Annotated in this window: 19 protein-coding genes and 1 other annotated feature (1 of these 20 cut by a window edge); of the genes, 1 reads left to right on the top strand and 18 read right to left on the bottom strand. The window is 47.5% G+C overall.

All coding sequences use genetic code 11. From position 1 onward, the window contains the following. Positions 1–151: 151 nt before the first annotated feature. From IV64_RS06890 to IV64_RS06815, 16 genes are all read right to left on the bottom strand, one after another. Entirely contained in the window at positions 152–850 is a 699-nt protein-coding gene (locus IV64_RS06890) for a hypothetical protein (RefSeq protein ID WP_057706524.1), read from the bottom strand. 161 nt (positions 851–1,011) lie between these two features. After that, on the bottom strand, positions 1,012–3,063 hold the full coding sequence (gene metG, locus IV64_RS06885) for a methionine--tRNA ligase (protein WP_057706603.1): 2,052 nt from the start codon (positions 3,061–3,063) through the stop codon (positions 1,012–1,014). 311 nt (positions 3,064–3,374) lie between these two features. Beyond that, positions 3,375–4,217, bottom strand: coding sequence for a DUF72 domain-containing protein (locus tag IV64_RS06880; protein ID WP_057706523.1), 843 nt, complete (start codon positions 4,215–4,217; stop codon positions 3,375–3,377). Continuing rightward, positions 4,214–4,915, bottom strand: coding sequence for an NAD-dependent protein deacylase (locus tag IV64_RS06875; protein ID WP_057706522.1), 702 nt, complete (start codon positions 4,913–4,915; stop codon positions 4,214–4,216). The genes IV64_RS06880 and IV64_RS06875 overlap by 4 nt, the downstream gene beginning before the upstream one ends. 21 nt (positions 4,916–4,936) lie before the next feature. Further along, positions 4,937–5,896, bottom strand: a complete 960-nt coding sequence (locus IV64_RS06870; RefSeq protein WP_057706520.1) for a hypothetical protein — start codon at positions 5,894–5,896, stop codon at positions 4,937–4,939. Continuing rightward, the gene (locus IV64_RS06865) at positions 5,889–7,163 is read right to left on the bottom strand and encodes a hydroxymethylglutaryl-CoA reductase, degradative (protein ID WP_057706519.1); all 1,275 of its coding nucleotides are present in this window, start codon (positions 7,161–7,163) and stop codon (positions 5,889–5,891) included. Before IV64_RS06865 ends, IV64_RS06870 begins: the two co-directional genes overlap by 8 nt. 22 nt (positions 7,164–7,185) lie before the next feature. After that, entirely contained in the window at positions 7,186–8,109 is a 924-nt protein-coding gene (locus IV64_RS06860) for a Ppx/GppA family phosphatase (RefSeq protein WP_057706517.1), read from the bottom strand. A 162-nt stretch (positions 8,110–8,271) separates the two neighbouring features. Then, complete coding sequence (locus tag IV64_RS06855; RefSeq protein ID WP_057706515.1) at positions 8,272–9,270, bottom strand: tRNA dihydrouridine synthase; 999 nt, start codon at positions 9,268–9,270, stop codon at positions 8,272–8,274. A gap of 105 nt (positions 9,271–9,375) precedes the next feature. Beyond that, a complete protein-coding gene (locus IV64_RS06850) occupies positions 9,376–9,849 on the bottom strand; it encodes a GNAT family N-acetyltransferase (RefSeq protein ID WP_057706513.1) in 474 nt (157 codons plus the stop codon). 23 nt (positions 9,850–9,872) lie between these two features. Then, complete coding sequence (locus IV64_RS06845; protein ID WP_057706511.1) at positions 9,873–10,397, bottom strand: hypothetical protein; 525 nt, start codon at positions 10,395–10,397, stop codon at positions 9,873–9,875. A gap of 12 nt (positions 10,398–10,409) precedes the next feature. Continuing rightward, a complete protein-coding gene (locus tag IV64_RS06840; protein WP_057706509.1) occupies positions 10,410–10,946 on the bottom strand; it encodes a hypothetical protein in 537 nt (178 codons plus the stop codon). A gap of 14 nt (positions 10,947–10,960) precedes the next feature. After that, positions 10,961–11,485 carry a hypothetical protein gene (locus IV64_RS06835; RefSeq protein ID WP_057706507.1) on the bottom strand — a complete coding sequence of 175 codons (525 nt, stop codon included), beginning with the start codon at positions 11,483–11,485 and terminating at the stop codon, positions 10,961–10,963. 4 nt (positions 11,486–11,489) lie between these two features. After that, complete coding sequence (locus IV64_RS06830) at positions 11,490–12,011, bottom strand: hypothetical protein (RefSeq protein ID WP_057706505.1); 522 nt, start codon at positions 12,009–12,011, stop codon at positions 11,490–11,492. 378 nt (positions 12,012–12,389) lie between these two features. Next, complete coding sequence (gene trpS / locus IV64_RS06825; RefSeq protein ID WP_057706503.1) at positions 12,390–13,406, bottom strand: tryptophan--tRNA ligase; 1,017 nt, start codon at positions 13,404–13,406, stop codon at positions 12,390–12,392. Positions 13,407–13,711: 305 nt separating this feature from the next. Next, complete coding sequence (locus IV64_RS06820; protein ID WP_057706501.1) at positions 13,712–14,881, bottom strand: pyridoxal phosphate-dependent aminotransferase; 1,170 nt, start codon at positions 14,879–14,881, stop codon at positions 13,712–13,714. A gap of 48 nt (positions 14,882–14,929) precedes the next feature. Then, positions 14,930–15,706, bottom strand: coding sequence for a carbon-nitrogen family hydrolase (locus tag IV64_RS06815; RefSeq protein ID WP_057706499.1), 777 nt, complete (start codon positions 15,704–15,706; stop codon positions 14,930–14,932). A gap of 174 nt (positions 15,707–15,880) precedes the next feature. Between IV64_RS06815 and helD the strand changes: the two genes are divergently transcribed. After that, complete coding sequence (helD, locus tag IV64_RS06810) at positions 15,881–18,190, top strand: RNA polymerase recycling motor HelD (protein ID WP_057706497.1); 2,310 nt, start codon at positions 15,881–15,883, stop codon at positions 18,188–18,190. 542 nt (positions 18,191–18,732) lie between these two features. On the opposite strand, the gene IV64_RS06805 is transcribed toward helD, so the two are convergent. Next, positions 18,733–19,917 carry a cation:proton antiporter gene (locus tag IV64_RS06805; protein WP_057706602.1) on the bottom strand — a complete coding sequence of 395 codons (1,185 nt, stop codon included), beginning with the start codon at positions 19,915–19,917 and terminating at the stop codon, positions 18,733–18,735. Positions 19,918–19,960: 43 nt separating this feature from the next. Next, complete coding sequence (gene brnQ / locus IV64_RS06800) at positions 19,961–21,337, bottom strand: branched-chain amino acid transport system II carrier protein (RefSeq protein ID WP_057706495.1); 1,377 nt, start codon at positions 21,335–21,337, stop codon at positions 19,961–19,963. Between the two features lie 151 nt (positions 21,338–21,488). Next, positions 21,489–21,594 (bottom strand) — a binding site (T-box leader) (it continues 140 nt past the right edge of the window).

The raw sequence follows: 21,594 nt of genomic DNA, 5'->3' as shown, positions 1-21,594 counted from the left end.
ATAAAAACCGCTACACGACTATCTCAGACAGTCATGTAGCGGTTTGTTTTATTCTACGGGCCATTAAAGTTTAATCGAATTAGTACTCAAACCCATTTTGCAAACTAAAAGACCGCTCCAAATTCGAACGGTCTTTCTGATTCAGTTATGTTTAAAGATCCTCAATTAGCTTACCAAGTGCAGTACCAAATGTTGCTAATTTTCTTGCGCTCATTTCTTGATTAGACTTAGTAAAATGGAACCCACTCACATCCTTAGCCATTGCAGCCAAGTTCTTATTCTGGGATTTGCTAAAGCGGCCCTTGAAAATCTTATAAGTTTTCAAGATTGCGCCTTTATCCTGTGCGGCGTCCTCTTTTTCATAATAGTAATCATTCAGCAACAGCCCCATTGCATAATAATCATTGGGAGACAGCTCCTGAAGATTACTTTGTAATTCCGGACTAGCTGACATCATTGCGCGATTGTATGCCGTTAAATCGTTCTTCAAAATTTTCTTTTTGTTAATTGGTGCTTTCCCGGCAGTCAAATACTTGCTGTAAATCCAGCCCTTTTTCTTGCCAGCTTTAATATACGTCAAAGAAGACTTCTTCCCCGACTTCTTGATCTTAGCCTTCTTTGAACGGTACCAAGTCGTGTACTTGTATTTCTTCATGTTGTACTTTTTCTTGGTTAGCTTAGCACTGCTGTAAATGTACCCCTTTTTACCATGATAAGCCTTCTTCGCAACCTTAGTCGTTGAGATGACCTTCACCTTTTTACTAGAAGCATCTGCCGTAGTTGTTAAGCTTGGCGCAACTAGTGCTAACCCCAACACCAGCATTAAGCCAGCTTTTAAAAATCTTTTCATAACTAAAATCCTCCCTTTTTATAAATATAATTATATCACCCGTGTGATTCATGGGAACAAGAAAGTAAGGATGTTCTAACTATTTACGTCAAGGCAACAAAAAACCGCTACGCCACTGCCAAAGACAGTCGTGTAGCGGTTTGTGTTATTCAAGTGACTAATTACGAAATCAATGATCCATTAACCATGGCTTCTGGCACGGTGATCAATTGAACTTGACCATCGTGTTCGGCAGAGAGCAACATTCCTTGGCTCATTTCGCCACGCATCTTGCGGGCCTTCAAGTTACCAACGATGATGACTTTCTTACCAATCAAATCTTCTGGTTCTGGATACCACTTTGCGATTCCAGATAAGATCTGACGGTGATCCGCATCCCCTGCATCCAATCGGAATTGGAGGAGCTTGTCGGCGCCCTTAACTTTTTGAACGTTAATGACTTCCGCAACCTTTAATTCAACCTTGTCGAAATCTTCAATCTTGATTTCGGGCTTCGTTAAATTTAAGCTCGTTTGCGCTGGGTCCCAGTCGTGTTCAACTTCAGCTTCGTGTTTCGCAGCTGCCATTGCTTTACGACCCTTTTGCTTATCTGACTTGGTCATCTGACTCTTCAAGAAGTCGATTTCTTCGTCCATATCAACCCGTGGGAAAATTGGCGTTCCCTTCGCAACGACTTGCGCACCGGCTGGTAAATCGCTCATCTTCAAGTCAGCGATGGCTAAGTCGTTAATATCTAAGCCAAGTTGCGTAAAGATTTCCTTTGGTGCGTGCGTCATAACGGGACTGATCAAGCTGGCGATAACGCGTAGACTAGCGGCTAAGTGAGCCATGACACTGGCTAGCTTAGCTTGGTCCGCTGAATCTTCGCTCTTAGCTAATTGCCAAGGCGCCGTTTCGTCAATGTACTTGTTCGTCCGGCTAACCAGTTTCCAAACTTCGCCCAATGCGTTGGATAAGTGCAGGCTATCCATGTCATCGTTATAAGCTTTGATCACGTCAGCGGCCGTTGCTTCAAGGTCGGCGTCAAATTCAGTGACGTCCGACTTAAAGGCTGGCAACTTTCCATCTTCGTACTTATTAATCATGGCAACGGTCCGGTTCAACAAGTTACCGAGATCGTTAGCGAGGTCGTAGTTGACCCGAGCAACGAAGTCTTCCGGTGTGAATGACCCGTCGTTGCCATAAGGCATTGCCTTAATCAAGTAGTAACGTAAGGCGTCAAGACCGTAATGTTCCACAATCGTTTCGGGGTAAATCACGTTCCCCTTTGATTTGGACATCTTGTCATCGCTCATCAACAACCAGCCGTGACCAAAGACCTTCTTTGGCAATGGTAAGCCCAAAGCATGCAAGAAGATTGGCCAGTAGATCGTATGGAAACGCACGATTTCTTTCCCAACCATCTGGACATCAGCTGGCCAGTAATGGTTGAATAAGTCTTCGCTATCACCAGTCGCGTAGCCCAGTGCGGTGATATAGTTCATCAACGCGTCTAGCCAAACGTAAACCACGTGTTTGGGATCAGACTTAACGGAAACGCCCCAAGTAAAACTCGTCCGCGTCACTGATAAGTCTTCCAAACCTGGCTTGATGAAATTATTGATCATTTCATTCATCCGGTTCGAAGGTTCGATAAATTCAGGATGGGCTTGGTAGTAGTCGTATAACCAGTCGGAATACTTGCTCATCTTGAAGAAGTAGGTCTGTTCCTTAACCAATTCAACGGTGTGACCGCTTGGTGCTTTCCCACCAATGACCTTACCGTTTTCGTCGCGGAAGACTTCGGCTAATTGCGTTTCCGTGAAGTATTCTTCATCGTCAACTGAGTACCAGCCTTCGTAGTCGCCTAAGTAAATGTCGCCACTCTTAAGCAACCGGTCAAAGATTTCTTGAACGGCGTGTTCGTGGTAGTCATCGGTTGTCCGAATAAACTTATCATTTGAGATTTCAAGCAGCTTCCATAAATCCTTGATCTGCTTAGCCATCCCGTCCACGTAAGTCTTAGGATCAGTGCCTAATTTTTCAGCTTTTTCTTCAATTTTAAGACCGTGTTCATCCGTCCCGGTCAGGAAGAAGACATCGTAACCCATGGCCCGCTTGTAGCGTGCTAAGGTGTCACACGCAATGGTCGTGTAAGAGTTACCAATGTGTAATTTCCCCGAAGGATAGTAAATCGGCGTCGTAATATAATAGGTTGGTTTTGTTTCTGCCATGACGTAAATCCCCTTCAAACTTGTTTGTAGTTCACTCATAATTAGTTTAGCGCCGTCCATTAAAATTTACTCATTTACGGACGACGCGACGGTTCCCGCTAACTAACGAGGGTCCCGGTGTAAACTCTTTTCCATTGTATCATACTTCCCGGTCAGGTTAGGAACTGATGAGAGCAACATCTTTCAACCAGGGATTAGTTTAACTGATTTAACGGGAAAAATTGCCAACACTATTTAAGTCAAGCCGGCGTTAAAAATAGCGGTTCAGAACTCTTAAATTTCTGAACCGCTATTTTTAAATTGTCATTGTCCTAAAACAAGTCCAACTGTTGGGGTCCCAGGTCACCAAAGGAAATTCCCAGCATATCTTTTAGCGTCAACGCGTTATCGGCCGCGTCACCACCGGAATTATTATTGAAGATCACGCAGACTTCTTTGGCCTGTTGCTGCAACTGCTCAACGGTCGCTTTAAATTCCGTCAATTCCGCATCACTATACCGATACAACGTGCGTTGGCCGCGCCAACCGGGCCCCTTTGTTGACCAGCCTTGCTGGTTACGACCATGCAAGCGCATCAGCGCAAGTTGGGGACTCGTGACGACCGGCTCAAAACTCACCCCGTCATTTAAGGCGTGCGGTTCATCCACAACGACGTGGGCCACACCCAAATCTTTCAAGAAATCAAAGACCGAATCTTTAACGCCTGGCTCATACCAACTCTGGTTACGAAACTCAACGGCAATTGGCAGCCCTGGTAACCAGTCCACCATCCGTTGTAAGTAATGAAAGTTCTTGTTAGACCGTTCAAAAAACGGCGGAAACTGGAACAGAATCGCTTTGAGCTGGTTGTGCTGCGTCAGCGGCTTTAGCATGGCCCGGTATTCCCGGTAAGCCGTCTTCAAGGCGTCCATCGACAGCCCTTCGTCTTGCACATTATGCAACGTCATGACCTGATTGGCCTTTAAGATAAATTGAAATTTATCTGGGACCTCCTTTTGCCACTTAGCAACGGTCGTAACCTTAGGAATCCCATAAAACGGGGTGTCGACTTCCACGACCGGCAAGACGCCGGAATATTCTGTTAAGGTCAGCTTGTCGGTTCCCCCAAGTAAGCTGGGGTGTTCCGTCCAAGTTGTTAGGCCAATTGTAATCATCCCACGTTCACATCCTTAAAGAAGTCCACCGCATTTTGCTGAACCATCGTAAAGTCAAATGGCAACTGTAATGGCTCCTCGTTAATTGCCAACACCTGCGCCTGCGGATTGCGGTAATCGATCAGTCCAGCAAACGGGTAAACTCGAAACGACGTCCCACAAATCACGACGAGGTCGGCTTGTTGCAAATAGGTAACGGCGCGTTGGACGTTCATCTGACCGATGCCTTCATCGTATAACACCACGTTAGGTCGTAAATAACCGTGGTCAAGCTTATGGTATGGCGACTTTAAATAATCTTGCCAATCCACGTGTTGCTTACATTTCGTACAGTAAATCTGGTATAAGTTACCGTGAAACTCCACTAAGTTTTTAGTATTGGCTACGTTATACAGATTATCAATATTTTGGGTGATCACACTAGCCCGTCCCTGCTCGGTCAACGCCGCCATTTTTTCATGAATGACGTTGGGTTTAGCCTCCGGGTAATACAAGTTTTCCTTCAAATATTTATAAAAATCTTCCGGATGATCTTGTAAAAACGCGTGACTGAGATAGTACTCAGCGTTGTGATGTTCAGTGTATAAGCCGTTTTTAGAACGGTAGTCGGGAATTCCTGAGGGCGTCGAAACCCCGGCGCCGGTCATAAAAACAATGTGTTGACTCGTTGCAAGTAACTCTTGTGCGGTATTTTCCATACTGCCACCCCCCGTTTAAAACTAACGTAACGTATACGGTAAATTCATTTCTTGGAATAATTCCTTGACGGTCTTGTCATAAGTTTCCTTGAAAAAGGTGTCGCTCTTCTTTTGGGCCGGTGCCGGCAAAACAAAGGCATTTTGTTGGTCGCCCTTATTGAGCCCGATGTACGCCCGGGTGTGCTTTTCTTTATCCAACATATCTGAATGGTAGATATCAAAGAGTTGCCGCACTTCCAGTCGTTCCTGACGTTCGCTCAAGACACTCTGCATCGTCACAAATTCGGTGCCGTGTAGCATTGGCAGGTGCCAAGCCGTCATCTGATCATCAAAAGCTTTAAAGAGCTTCACCACGGCGCGCCGCATCGCAAACGGTGTATCGACCGCCTTTTGCGTAATAACTCCGTATAACTTTTGGGCCGCAGGGAACGCCTGTGGAAAGTCATCCGCCACGCGTCCAATCAACTCAGGTGTGAGTTCACCATCGAAAAAGACTAATAAGTCCGTTAACGTCAATAGTCGTAACGTCATCATGGCGTCAGTCTTCTTAGGGTCTTCCGGGTCAATCGTTGCGTAGACCCCTTTCACGTATAAGTCTTCGATATTGGCGTCAATCAAATCATGTTGCCGCTGTTTTCCAACGACCAAGACGTGGCTAACCATGTCGTAAAGTTCCATGGCGATGGCCATCAGTTGCTCGTCCAACTGTTGATCACGCGTCGTTAAGTTGAACGTGATCTGTGGAAAGCCTTGTAATAACAACAATAAATGCAATAATTCGTGCGAAGCCGTGTAATTTGGCGCCGTAACATCGTTGACTTGCACGGTCAAATCACCGTCATTCATCACTTGTTGGGCTTGATCATGGCGGACATAACCCGATTGATCCTGCCCAAAGCTGACACTAATGTTGCCAGGATACAGTGAATTGGCGGTACTTAATAAGTCGGTTACGGTTTGGTTCAATTTAGTTTCAGTCATCGTTTTCTTCCTTTGATTGGCGTAACGCCGCAATTAATTTTTGAGTCGTCGTTAAATCTTGCTGCGGTGCGAGTTCTAGTCGCTGCAAGATAATGGGGAGTTCGTCCGGTGTTGCGCCCGCGGCCATGGCCAGTGATTTTAATTGCAGGTGCATGTGACCCTGCTGAATCCCAGTCGTCACTAAGGCGCGCAGTGCGGCTAAGTTTTGAGCTAAGCCAGCTGCAACCATCACGCGTTCCAACTCGGGGGCCGTCTTAATGCCTAGGACGCGCTGGTTTAACTGGGCCAACTCGTTGATTTTAATCGAGCCCCCAACGACGCCGACTGGTAGGGGCAGTTCTAAACAACCACGTAAAACTTTGCCGTCGGTCGTCCAGGTGCTCATCCCACGGTACTGGCCATCCTTAGCAGCGTAGGCGTGCGCCCCGCTTTCAAGCGCCCGCCAGTCATTGCCAGTTGCGATGGCGACCGCGTCGATACCGTTCATAATGCCCTTGTTGTGGGTCGTTGCCCGGTACGGATCAATCTGGGCGACCGTGCTGGCAGAGGCCATTTTCTGCGCAACGAGTGCACCGGAATAGCGGCCAGCCTGCAACAGGCCGACCGGAATCGTGCATTCGGCTTTGACCAAGCTAGCCGTCGCGTAGTTCGATAAAATACTCATCAACGGATTCGTTTTCGCAATGACCCCGATTGACTTGGCGACGGCTTCCAACATACTGTTGAGCATGTTGGCGCCCATCGCAGCCTGCACGTCCACGAATAAGTCGACGGACAAATAGCCCTGGCCAAGAACCCGGGTGCGAATCCGCCGGGCCCCACCGCCACGGCGTTTTAGGCTAGGATGTGCTTCGTCGGCGATTTTTAACAACGTCGCCGAATGTTGTTCAATTAAGGTAGCGGTTGTTTTTGGATCAGCCAACTTTTCCAAAACAATTTGGCCAACCATCTCGCGCTGCGTCAAACTCGTCGTAAACCCACCGGCACGCTTCACAATTTTGGCCCCGTTGCTCGCCGCCGCAATGACGGACGGTTCTTCAGTCACCATGGGCACGATTTTCGGTTGGCCATCGATCACAAAATTAACAGCTAATCCCATGGGTAACGGATAGTCCGTTAAATAATTTTCAATAATCTCGTGATGTTCAGTCACGTAGTACTTCTTAAACAGGGCTTGTTCAGCCGACGTTAACCGGGCCTGTTCCGCAACAATGGCGGTTCGTTCGGCCCACGTTTTTTGATAAAAATGGCGGAAATCCGCAGTCATGATATCATTCCCATCTTAAGGTTCAATTTTCTGAATTCAAATGTTCCGAAATAATGCCTTCACGGACACCGCTCTCCGAAAAGATCACCCGGTCGCTGTCGAGCATTTGGAGTAACGTCACTAGTGGCAACATCCCGCCAACGATAATGTTGGCGCGGTCGTATTCCATCCCGGAAATATCTTGGCGGCCCTGCTTGGAACGGGTCAACAGATCTAAAAAGGTATAGTACACCGTTTCGGTTTTCAGGCGATAACCGTGAATATCTTCCACTTTTAATTTTTTTTGACGCCGGCGGTTAATCCGGGCCAACGTGCGGTTAGCGCCACCCAGCAAAATAATCGGGTAGTGCATCGCTTCGGTCAGCCACCAAACATCGGCCAAGCGGTTCCGTAAAAACATCTGCGCTCGAAATAAACTGTCAGACGGCACCACGTCGTCCAATTCAAATTGTTCTGATAAGGTCACCGCACCAAATGGCAAACTGATCAACTGTTGCTTGCACCCATTTTTCACTAAAATCAGTTCGCAACTGGCACCACCGGTATCCAAAATCAAACAGTCGTGAATCACTAAGGAATTGGCCACGCCCAAGTAATCATAGTAGGCTTCATCGTCCCCAGACAACACTTTTAAATCCAAACCCACTTCTTGTTTGACTTGATTTAAAAACGCCCGTTGATTTTTCGCCATCCGGACAGCCGCCGTGGTAATTCCAATGACATCGGTATTTGGCATGCGTTCATATAGCCGCCGAAAATTTAACAACGCCTTAATCGTCCGTTCAATCGCAGCTGGTTGTAAGACGTGTTCCGGCCCCATCGCCTCGGATAACCGCGTATCTTCTTTGACCCGTCTGATCTCCTCAGCGTGGCCATTGGCATGCAACCGACTAACCGCCATCCGCGCTGAATTGGAGCCTAGGTCTACAATTGCTAAATTTCTCATAAAACACCACGCTCGCTTTTCCCATTGAAGTTTTAGTTAGGTTTATTTTACCATTAATCCCCCGCTGACTGGGGTTGAGTGCCACAAGCTTAGTCGAACTGGTGGAATACGCCCCAATCAAAAAAAGAGCTTGCAGCCTTAGCCACAAACTCCATCGTTTTTCTAATGTTCAGTTGTCATAAACTCCGCAATGATTTTCCGTACATCGTCCGTCGACTTTGCATCCATCATGCGGTTACGCAGCGCCGTCGCGCCGAGTTCCGGGCGCGCGTAGATCTTGAAGAAACGCTTGAGTGACGGAAAGCGGGGTACGTCGTAGCGCGTCGCAAAGTCATCAAATAAGTCTAACTGCATTTTAAGCAGCCCCAATAGTTCATCTAACGAATGCGCTTGTGGTTGGGCTTCAAAAACAAACGGGTTCGCAAATACCCCGCGACCAATCATCACGCCATCAAGGCCGGGGTGCTGTTTCGCTAATTCAAGCCCGTCCTGATAGGTCGCGATGTCTCCATTGATTTGCAATAATGTTTCCGGTGCAATCGCATCCCGCATTCGAATCAAGTCATCGATGACTTCAAGGTGCGCTGGGACCTTACTCATTTCTTGTTTGGTCCGCAAATGGACCGTTAAGAGAGCCACGTGTTGTTCTAGTAACGTTGGTATCCAGCTTTGATACTCAGCCAACTTACTATAACCAAGCCGCGTCTTGGCGCTGACCGTTAAGCCGGATGTTTTCGCCGCAGCAATCACGTCAGCCGCCCACTGGGGATTACGAATTAAATCACTGCCACCATGATTTTTGATGACCGTTCCATCTGGACAACCCATATTAATGTCAACGGCGCTAAAGCCTTGGTCACGCAACGCCGCAGCACCGGTCTCAAAGTCCGCAGCTTCGTTGCCCCACAGTTGGACAACTGGTTTTTGCCGTTCAGCGGGGGCCACGTAGAGCCGGCCGTGAACTGGGAACTTAGTAGCCGGATTCGTGATGCTCTTTGCGTAAACGAATTCGCTGAAAAACACATCGGGTGCGCTGGCATGGGCAACAACTTGCCGGAAGACCGTGTTACTGACGGCTTCCATCGGTGCCATGGTAAAAAAGGGCCGTCCAGCTTGGCGGGCTCGCGTTGCAATTGGGGTCCAAAATAAGGTTTCTGTCAAAATAAGTCCTTCCTATCTGTTGGTATGAATGATTTTCATTTTAGCATGAACGGGTTGTAAATACCCATATTCCGCTTAATCACCGTCAACAGTAGCTTAAATTAACTACTTGATTTCTTTCACAAAATAAATTAGGTGCATTCCCGGTTGAACCTCGTCGCAACGATTAGAAACCTGGCGATAACCCAATTTCTGATATAAATGAACTAGTTTAGTCTCTTCAGCAATCGTATCCACCTGCCATTGACGCACTCCCGGATAGGCACTTTCAGCAGAACATAACATACGCTGGGCGTAGTGTTGACCCTGAAACTGTGGCAAAATCAACAGTGGTGAAATGCGGGCTATTTGCTGACTGGCATCAAAAACAAGGCGTAAGAAGCCAACCGTCTGATAGTCAACCTGATAATAGTAAAACCTGCTGTTAGGTTGTCGATACTTAGCATGCAAGTCTGATAGTGATTCCAAGTAAGGATTCGTCAATCGATCGTGGTACTTTTCATATAACGGCTTAAACGCTCGTCGGTACATGGCTTGCACCCGTGGCAATTCCGTTGATTCAACCTTTATTAATCCCATATACTGCCTCAATCTACTACTGGCTAAACACCTTTAGTCCGTTTTTCATCAATTGTAGGTAATGCAATTGCTTCTAAAAAGCTCACTTGCTTCACATCTTGGCGTGGCAAATCAATCACGCGTTGATACTTTTCTTCAAAATCCGCGGGACTACACCACTTCGTTCCAATTTCATCGTACGAATCTTCTTCAGAAATGTCCCCATCAAGTGCAGTCGCAATCGCATCAACCAGCACGTAAAAAGCGCGACTGGTAATCATTAACTCATCACGATACGGCGTTGAAATTAACACCCGCTTCTTCTTTTTAAACGGCTGCACAGTAATCATTTCCCCAATTCGCTTAATTGGCAATTCATGCCATTTCTCGTCATATTCCCAATATCGTAATCCCAACGCGATTGTAAATTGTTCATTTAATTCTTGATCATCACCGGTGTGGTTCACTGCGACGGCTTCATCTTTTCCCAGTTGCCACATTTTGACGGCTAATTTTTCCCAAGATAGCTTCGTTTCAAAGCGGTGCTTATATTTAATAATTGCTCGCATTCTTAAACCTCCTTAATATAAATAACTGAATTTTGAAAATCCAGTCTCATCTAATGACAAGGTATCTCCCTCTAAAGCGCTAAATCGCTGTAACACTTCTCTTGGCGCATCCAATAATGATCGGTACTTCGACTCAAACTCAGAGATACTTTGCCACGATTGCCCCTCATCTTCACTAATCTTACCGTTGGTCGCCTGGGCTACCTCCAAAATCAGGACGGCGTAAGCCCGCACCTGCATCACAGTTTCGGCACAAAAAGGCGTGGTAATTTGCAACCGTCGATAACGTTGTAATGGGGCCATATAGACAGACGAGTACTCTCTTTTTGCTGGAAACTGTTGCCATAACGGATCACTTGCAATATTTTTAAATTTAAAAAGTGCTGGACACACATCAAATGTTTGCTGCTCATTTAACTTGGGTTCATCGGAGGCTTCTTTCAGTGAAAGTGCAACCTCTGTTGGTGTTAGTTGCCACATTTTTGCAACCAGTGCCGACAGTGATAAGTCTTGTGTCCACTCATCCTCCATCCTAATCAACGCTTTCATAATTTCCCCTTTTCTCACCACCGCAACGGAAACGGTGGGTCAATTTCATCATCATGGCTTATACTCAACGTTTGTAACGCGGTGATACGGTGAATTTCCGCCCGATTCAATGTCAAAATAGTCGCGTACGGTGCTAGAAACTCCTCCCGGCTTATCCAGGTCTTTCCCAAATCCAAACTAATGGTCCCAGGAAGTTGTTGCATCAGTAAGTCGACCATGACAACGTAGGCCCGCACAGTTACAAGCGCTTCAGCTTGATATTGAGTTGCCAACCAAAGACGGTATGGCTGTTTGAACGGTTCAACGCCTACCCGACTATCTACCTCCGACAACGCTTCAAAACCGCCGTTAGGAACAAGCCGCTCATAGTCCGGAATAAAGGGATTCACATGCCAACTATGATCAACATTCAACTGCTCATCCCAACCATCATGACTGAATTCAATCGGTTCATCTGGCGTTAGTTGCCACATTTGGCGCACAAAATCCTGTGCTGAAAAGTGCGTCCGTTGAGGTTGATATTTTAAAATAGCCTGCATTTAGTCAGTCCCCTTCCTGTGAAAAGTTCGGCAATTCAAGTGCCGTCAAGCGGATAATTTCATCCCGCGACATCTTCACAATTGGGTGGTACTTCTGGTCAAACGCCGCACACTTCTGCCAGGAGCGCCCGTTATCCTCACTGACACAACCACCCAGGATCCCCAACATTCGACTAATTAAGACGGCGTAGGCACGGGTTTGTACCAACGTCTCGGCGGGACAGTCCGTCTGAATCAACAGCTGATGCTCTTGTTCAGTTGTCCGCATCTCAATCGAACTATACTCATGATCATCTTCCAAGGCATCCCAGTCATCATTATCCCGAATTTCAGGTAGATCAAACCACGCCGGTCGGACAAGCATTCCAAGCTGGTCATTTAATACGCGGTCATTACCGATCAGTGCCATTCGATTCTGCCACATTGCGTCCACATCGTCGTTCGTCAATTGATACATGGCGCGAAACAGCTTAATAGCATGTAATTTATGCTTTGGCTTATGACGATAATTAATTAACGCTTTCAATCGAGCACCCCCTCGCTATTTTCTTTTATATTACGCGTTTAATAATTAAATGACTACTGTATTTATAATCTAATTAATACTAACAGTTGAATAGGCTTAAATAACTACAAAAAAGGAGACCCAAAACAAGTCTCCATTTAGAAAATTCTACTGATTTAAATAAATTATAACCGCTAAAACACATTGAACGCTCAGAGGTTGTTGCTGATAGCATCGGTCGTGGTTGTGGCGTTAGGGCAATGTTTTTTTGCCCTTACACCACGGACGGTCCGGAACATTTGTGCTTTTTGCAACTGTTCCGGGCGAGGATCGAGACCGTTTCTCAGGCTCAATCCGGTCCCACGACCGCATGTTATCAGCGACAACCGGATTAGCTAATTATTTAAAATAGTTGATCCCAATGGCATCTTTCATTTCGTTCCAAGTTTGATCAGCAACGACGTTAGCTTTAGCCGTTCCGTCCTTCAAAATCTGGAGCACTTGGGCAGGATCAGCTTCGTAAATCGCACGCCGTTCACGGATTGGCCGTAATTCACCGTCCAAGACTTCCATCAAGTAACGTTTGATCTTAACATCACCTAAGCCACCGTGTTGGTACTGCGCCTTCAAGTCGGCGACTTTATCCTTGTCAGTATCGAAGATATCTAAGTAAGTAAAGACCACGTTGCCTTCAACTTTACCAGGATCTTCAACGTGAATGTGATCTGGGTCAGTGTACATCGACATAACCTTTTTCTTTAAGATATCCGCATCGTCGGAAAGGTAGATGGCGTTGCCCAATGACTTACTCATCTTAGCGTTACCGTCTAACCCAGGAATTCGGCCTAACCCCTTTGCTGGGAAGTAGCCTTCTGGTTCAACTAACGTATTGGTATCATAAGTTCGGTTGAAACTCCGCACGATTTCACGGGTTTGTTCCAACATTGGTTCTTGGTCATCCCCAACAGGGACCGTCGTTGCTTTAAACGCCGTAATATCAGCGGCTTGGCTAACTGGGTAAACGAAGAAGCCCGCTGGCACACTTTCACCAAACGCCTTCTGTTTAATTTCCGTCTTAACGGTTGGGTTGCGGTTCAACCGTGCGACCGTCACCAAGTTAAGGTATTGGTTCATCATATCCGTTAAAGCTGGAATTTGTGACTGCACTAAAATCGTCGACTTCTTAGGGTCGATCCCCACGGCCAAGTAATCCATGGCAACCTGTAATAAACTCTTCCGAATTTTTTCAGGATCATGGGCGTTATCCGTCAAAGCTTGGTTATCCGCAATCATAATGTAAGAATCGTAATCACCCGTATTTTGTAATGCGACCCGGTTACGTAATGAGCCAACATAGTGGCCAATGTGTAGCTTACCGGTTGGGCGGTCACCCGTTAATAATACTTTTTTTGTCATCGTCAAACATCCTTTCATACCTATCCTTATTCACCATCTACTCGGACGAAAAAACGTCCTAATCGACTTCATCAGTCAATTAGGACGCATCACCGTGGTACCACCTAAATTGCAGAAACATGTTTCTGCCACTCGTACGCCGATAAGGGTGGGTTCCCGGTTTTCACCGAATCTCCAAAAAGCCAATTCATTTGTCCGTTCCGGCTTTCAGCATTTGCCAGATCTCTGTTAGTGGACGCCTTACTGTTCTTTTCTTCAACGATTAATTAGCTCTAGTCTAAGCGTTATCACGGACGCTGTCAAAGTTAAAATAGGTTCAGTTTACCAACCCGTTCAACGGCTTCAACTAACCGTTCTTCGGAGACTAGTAAGCCGATGCGGACGTAGCCTTCTCCGTGCGGCCCAAACCCATTACATGGCGCAACGGCCACGCTGGCTTGATCTAACAGTAAGTTAGCGAACTGTTCGCTGGTGTAACCGGCAGGCACTTTCATCAAGGTATAGAAAGCACCACCCGGCTTATAGGCTGGCCAATTAATCTTGGCTGCGGCGCCTAATAAGGCATCGCGCCGCGATTCATAACGGTCACTGATTTCCTTAGCCGCACTTTGGTCACTATTCAAAGCCGCGCTCCCAGCCCGTTGAATCGCTGGGAAGACACTGACAAATAAATGATCTTGAATGAGGTTAATGGCTTCGATCATGTCTGGATTACCAACCGCAAACCCTAAGCGCCAGCCGGCCATGTTGTACGTCTTGGAGAAGGAATAAAATTCAATGCCGACGTCCTTAGCACCCGGCGTCTGCAAGAAGCTAATCGGCCGTTTCCCGTCGTAACCGATTGCACCGTAAGCAAAATCACTGACCACGCCAATTTGATGTTCCTTCGCATAGGCCACCGTTTGCGCATAAAATTCAGGCGTTGCGACCGCACCAGTCGGGTTGTTCGGATAGTTCATATACAATAACTTGGCAGCGTCGGCGACGGCCGGGTCAAGGTGATCAAAGTCTAATAAGAAGTTGTTTTCTTCCAATAATGGGTAAGTTTCGAGTTTCACTTTAGCTAACGCGACCCCAGAGAAATAGTCCGGATAGCCGGGATCTGGCATCAAAATGGTCTCGCCCGGATTCATTAATGCGTAGGGTAACTCCACTAATCCAATCTTGGTTCCACCCAAAACAGCGACTTCTTTTTCGGGGTCCAGCTTAACGCCGTATTCCCGTTCGTAAAAATCAGCACACGCTTGCTTGAAATCTGGTTGCCCGCGGAACTGCGCGTATTTATGGGTTGCCGGGTCTTGCGCTGCGGTTGACAACGCTTCAACGATGAAGGGTGGCGTCGGTTGATCCGGGTTCCCCTGACCTAAGTTAATAACGTCCGCACCGCTCGCCACTTTGGCGTTAACATGTTGAACTAAACTAGCAAAAAATTGTTTGGGTAAATGTTGCAAAATATCAGACTCTGAGAATTCCATGGAGGCACCACTTTCTATTCATGATTTTTTTATCGTTTAAAATGCAATTTAATATAATTCTGGACGCCGGTCGTCAAATACTGGAATCTGGCCGCGAACCTGATCGACTTGTGCTAAATCAAGCTGCGCCGTGACGATTTGCGCGTGGTCTTCCGCCTGCGCAATAATACTGCCGAGCGGATCGATGACCAGTGACTGGCCGCCAAAGTCGTTGTCCGGATCACTACCGACCCGGTTAACGGCCACGACGAACGCTTGATTTTCAATGGCGCGCGCCTGTAAGAGTAACCGCCACTGTGGTAGTCGCACGGTCGGCCATTCGGCACTGACAAAGATCACCCGGGGCCCTTGAGCCGCCTGCTTACGTAACCATTCTGGGAAACGAATGTCGTAACAGATGACCCCCATCGCGGGCACGTCGTCAATCGCAAACAAGTTCTCAGTCGCACCGGCCGTGATGTAGCGGTCTTCGGCCATCAAACCAAAGCGGTGAACCTTGTCATAACGGCTTAACAGTTCACCCTGCCGATTGACCACTAACATTTCGTTATAGTATTGCCCATCCCTAGCCACTGCCACCGAGCCGCCAACAATGTTGACGTTAAATTTCTTGGCTAGCTGACTCAGGAGCTTTAAGGTCCGTTGACCTTCCTCGTCCGCTAAAACGTTTAATCGTTGTAACGCGTACCCCGTATTCCACATTTCTGGCAACACGATTACATCTACCGCTTGTTCCGCGGCCCGTTGAATTGCTGCTTGAACTTGAGTAAAGTTGGCATCCGGATCACCAAATTGAACGTCAATTTGCGCTAAAGCTACTCGCAATTTCTCACCCCATTGATTAGAATTATTAAAATCATATTAGAATACTTTTTGAATCCATGCAAGCGCTGACTAGAATTTATTGCCACCGGTCAAACGCTTTAATTGACACCCCGCCCAAATCCGCCTAGAATTGTTCAAGCAATTTAGACGATTTAACAGACGGGAGGCCTTTTCTTGGCAACATCAGAGCAGGAGCAACAACAAGAACAACGGCGGGTCGATCGGGTCATTGAACAAATTAAAGAACGGTCAAAACAGACCGATGATTTATTGGCCAAGGCCCATCGAGAAACCGATGTGATTCAAACAAACTATGGTGATAATAACTCCGTCAACACGTTCGAAGTCGACGACCGGATTGAAACCAACGCCGAACTTCAACAACAAAAACAAATGGTCGAACGAGCCGTGGAGTCTGAGTCTATTTTAAAACGTCAGGTCGGCGTTTTAAAGGATTTGCGCAACTCACCTTATTTCGGCCGCATCGATATTCAAGACGACCCCAGTGATGACCCCGAAAGGCTATACATTGGGACCGCCTCATTCGTGGACGCTGACCAAAATTTCTTGGTCTACGACTGGCGCGCCCCGATTTCTTCGGTCTACTATAACGGGACGCTGGGACAAGTCGACTATCAGACGCCAGCTGGCCAACAAACGACCGAATTAATGAAGAAACGCCAATTTCAAATCAATCAGGGTCAAATCAAAAACATGTTTGATACCAACGAAACCGTTGGCGACGAAATTTTACAGTCCGTGCTTGGCGAACAAAACGACGCTTACATGCAAAACATCGTTGCGACGATTCAAAAGGAACAAAACGACATCATTCGTGATACTTACAGCGATTTACTCGTGGTCCAAGGCGTCGCTGGTTCTGGCAAAACGTCCGCCATCTTACAGCGGATTGCCTTTTTGCTCTACCATTCGCGGGCATCCCTTGAAGCGGATCAAATGGTGCTCTTTTCACCAAACCGGCTCTTTAGTCACTACATCTCTGAAGTGCTCCCGAGTTTAGGCGAACGCAATATGCGGCAAGTGACCCTTGCTGAATTTCTCAGTGCACGGTTCCAAGGCCTCACCGTTGAAAGTCTCTTCGAACGTTACGAAAGTGACCGCAAAGGCGCGGCAATAACGCCAGCCATTCGAGCGTTTCAAGAAAGTGCCGACTTCATGCAGCAAGTCGACCATTACTGTCACACTTTACCGGCTGATCAGATGCGCTTTACCAATATTGTCTTTAATGGCGAGATTTTCTTCCATAAAGCGGCCATCGAAAAAATTGCGGCGGAACTTCCCGCCGCCATGCAACCAGCCGATCGCTTCTTAGCCGTTAAGAACACCTTGATCAAACGCTTGAAACACCGCATCGACGACGAAGCCCAGGCCGACTGGGTCAACGACATCATTGACCAGTTGACCGACGAAGCTTACCACGACTTACTTGGCAACAAGCGCCGCGGTGAGTTCCAGTCCATGGATGACGAAGTTTTCTACATTGGTAAGCAGATCGTGACCAAACGCCTGCGCCAAGTTTACGACGCCATTTATAACGGCTACTTCTTAGACACCTACGAACAGTACAATGATTTTCTAGGGCAAATCACTCGCCCGGACGACGTGCAGCCTGAGCAGTGGCGTGCCCGGATGCAGGCTTTCCGTCACGGCATCGAGTACCATCGCATCGCCCTCGTGGACTGCGCACCGTTATTGCTACTTCGTGATATTTTAACGGGGAGCGGTCAGAACCGGCGCATGCAGTACATCTTTGTCGATGAAATGCAGGACTACTCACTCGCACAACTGCTCTACATCAAGCACGCCTTTCCGTTAGCAAAGTTCACTTTATTAGGAGATAGCGAGCAGGCCCTTTTCAAAGATATTGAACAACCGCAACAATTGCTGGAACGGCTCCGTGACGCCTTCAACGTTCGGCGCGCTAACCTCATCACGTTAAACAAGAGCTACCGCTCGACCAAGCAAATTACCAACTTTGCTAAGGCTCTCTTACCCGACGGTGATCAGATTCAAGCGTTCACCCGTGAAGGCGACTTGCCCAAAGTAATGATTCGCTACGGAACGGACGCCGCGTTAAGCGGGCTATTGACCGAGGTTCAGTATCAGTTAAAATCAACTCACACCGTCGCCGTTTTGACTAAGGACCTTGCCGAAAGCAAGCGCGTTTATCAATACTTGAAACATCACACGGTCACGACCTTAATGGCCGACAGTGACCGCACGATGCCACAAGGAGTCATCGTCATGCCGATCTACTTGGCCAAGGGACTTGAATTCGACGCGGTCGTGGCCTACGACGTCTCGGCTGAAAACTATCCGGACGCCGCTTCCGTTGGGGTGCTCTACACCATTGCGTCCCGGGCCATGCATCACTTGACCCTACTCAGCATCGGCGACGTCTCCCCACTAGTCGCCCACCTCGATCCAACCTTATTCACGATCGAGCATCAGGTCCGTGTGTAACGCGTAACGGTTAAATTAACCGCTCCGGCGGCCAGAACTCGAACCAACAGTTCCGGTCGCCACTGATAACATGCGGCCATGGGACCGGGTTAAGCCTGAGGGGCGGTCTTAACCCTCGCCCGGAATAATTGCAAAAAACGCAACTATCCCGGACCGTCCGTGGTGTAAGGCCGGCAAAAAACGCCGACCAAACACCACCTTCACGACCGATGCTATCAGTGTCAACCTCAGGCTATTCAACAAATTAAGATTAACCACCATATCGTAGCTGGATTTAGCGAAGGCAGGCAGAATTGGTGTGCTGTGTCGGCAACATTAGCCGGCGTTCTTTGCCAGTTAATGTTGCGGGGCAATTTAAAGACGCGGTCTATCGGCTTTAAATTGAGGTTCCAGACCGCACTTTGGCTGGGACCGTCCCCATAGCACACCAGTTCTGCCAGCCGTAGCGACTAATATAAATACCATTTTAAGAAAACTAAAAACCTTGTTATTAACACCGCCAAAGTGTTAGTAACAAGGCTTTTTTAGACTCAAATTTAAAATTAATTTTCTTCTACGGACTTGGGAGTTCTAGTTGCGTGCGGGGCACGGTGGATCGCATCCTTCAATACGAACGGTGCAATCATGGTGACCAAAATAATGACCAGAATCACATCGGAATAATAGTCACCGGACAGTAAGTGTGCTGAAAACCCAATTTGCGCCGTAATCAACGCCATTTCACCACGCGAGATCATTCCGGCTCCGACTAAATAATTACTAGACCCACTGAAGCCGTTCAGTTTTGCGCCCAGGCCGCAGCCCAATAGCTTGGTTAGGACACCGAGGACTGTCATCACCGCAATAAACGGCAAGGCTTCCCAGAACCCTTTAAACGTCATGTTCAGACCGACACTGACGAAAAATAGCGGGATAAACATCGTGTAGCCGACCGGTTCAATTGAAACGTCCACAACGTGTTGGTAGTCCGTTTGTGCAATGGCGACACCGGCAAAGAACGCCCCAATTGCGCCACTCAAACCAACCAAGTCCGCCAACCACGCCATGGCCAAACAAATGATGATGGCAACGATGGTCGGACTAGCCGCCATCAACAAATGGTCACTCAGCCGCATTAAGTACGGCGCTACCCATTTAATAACAATGAACACGCCAATAAAGAAAGCGACTTGTTCAAGCAATACGACGCCTAAATTGGTCTGACTCACGCCGCTTTGATGCCCCATCATTGAAATCATGATACTGAGTAAGATCACGCCAATGATGTCATCCGCGACGGCTGCACCTAAAATCGTCGCACCTTCTTTGGTATCTAACGCTTTAAATTCTTTTAAAACTTCCACCGAGATTGAAACAGAGGTTGCAGAAAAGATCACCCCAATAAACAACGATTCGAACCAGCTAAATTGGAATAACCGGCTAGCAACGCCCATGATGACCACCGGAAAAATCACCCCGATGATGGCCACCACGATTGCCGGCCGTAAGTACTTGCGCAACAACGCCAAGTTACTCTCTAGGCCACCGATAAACATCAGTACGACAACCCCAATGTCCGAAAATGTTTGAACCATCGTCGTTAGATGGACCCAGTTGAGGATTGCGGGACCCAGTACGATTCCGACCAAAATTTCCCCAATCACCGCCGGAATTCCCATCCGGTGCGCAAAGTGTCCCGCTAGCGTGGTCGCAACGATCAACAAACAAAGTATTCCCAAAAAAGCCATCGACTCACCATCCATTAATTAGTTACTTTCTATCATACACCATTTAATTCCGGTTCATTTTGTAATCCCGCGCGGCTAACCCTTGTTGAATCACGTGCCAGCTAAGCCCAATCATTAACCCAATCAGTGCTGGCAAGGCCCAATCCAACCCAAGTTTTGCCAATGGTAAGTAGCGGTCATCCCACGCCAGTAACTGTTGCACCCAACCTAAATGCGTAATAATTGCGGGGGCCGCTCCCAACGCGTCTAAGACGGCGGGAATTAAAGTCAACGCGGTCGTCCACCGGTAAACGGCGGGGTCGTTGTGAAAAAGTGGGGAGGCGATGGCCAAAATGATTAGCGTGATTGCTAATGGGTATAAAAACATGAGCATTGGCGTCGACCACGCAATAATCTGGTCTAAGCCGATGTTGGCAATCAAGAGTGATGCGCCGCAAGATAGCCGGTTCCAAGCCCGATAACTGATTTTAGGAAACTTAGCGTGTAGGGCTTCCGAAAACGATGTCGTCAAGCCAACCGCCGTTGTTAAACAAGTCAGGGTCGCCATGATAGCCAAAATAATTTCTCCTGGGACGCCCATCAAAGCATTCGCAATTTGTGAAAAGGCGATCCCGCCATCCGTCGATAACTTAAAGTGTGACAGTGACGTTGCGCCGAGCCAGATTAAGCCCAAATAAATCATGGCTTCTAGGCTAATACTGAGTAGGCTGGATTTGGCCGCCGTTTGCGCAACTGCCTTAGGTTCTTTTTGACCAAGACCGCGAATCGTCGTGACCACCGCAATCCCGAATAGTAAGGCCGCGAGTGCGTCCATCGTGTTATAGCCTTGCAAAAAGCCGTTCAGGAAAGCCCCACCCTGATAAGCTACCGTGACCCGGGCCGTCCCAGCGGTCCCGAGCGGGTGCGTGAAAGCTAGGCCAAAAATCAGTGCCAGTAAAATTAAAAAGGTCGGGTTGAGGAGTTTGCCAATTGTATCAATAATGCCAGTTGGTTTGCGGGACGCCCAGTAAGTAAAGCTAAAGAAAAGTAGCGAATAAATCAGTAAGTATAGCGGGGCTTGACTGGCACTAACGTGGCTTGCAATCCCGATTTGAAACGGCGTGGTCGCCGTCCGGGGCGTCGCAAACAAGGGGCCAAGGGTCGCACAAGTTAGGATCATGAAGGTGGTCGCGTAGCGTTTACCAATTGGTTTGGCTAAGTCGTAAATGCCGCTACTACGGGTCACGCTAATCGCAATGATCCCGAGTAAAGGTAGGATCGTCCCCGTCAGCAGGAACCCCCAGCCAGCCGTTAACCAGTGGCCGCCCGCCAACTGGCCTAGGTGAATAGGAAAGATCAGGTTGCCAGCGCCAAAAAACATGCCGAATAGCATTGAGCCAATAATAATATAGTGTTTGAGCGATAATTTTTGTGTTTGCATTTTAAAAACCTCCGTTTGTCATGTTCAACACCAACTGCCAGCGATTTTCTTACACTCGGTTCAAACCACCATCACTACTTTGATAATTCCGCATAAGCCTCAATTTCCTTTCGAAATCAAAAAAGCGTCCTTACTGAATCCAATTGAATTCAGTAAGGACGCTTGCGCGTGGTACCACCTTATCTTCGTATTTTACAAATCGTAAAATACCTCATCACGTACGGCAACCTTGAGTTGCGATACGTTTGTCCAATAAT

Origin of the sequence: Lactiplantibacillus xiangfangensis (genome assembly GCF_001438845.1) — a bacterium.
In the GTDB taxonomy this organism is placed as follows: Bacteria; Bacillota; Bacilli; order Lactobacillales; family Lactobacillaceae; genus Lactiplantibacillus; species Lactiplantibacillus xiangfangensis.
The sequence above is the reverse complement of the archived record's forward strand: the minus strand, read 5'-3'. Positions and strand labels throughout refer to the sequence as shown.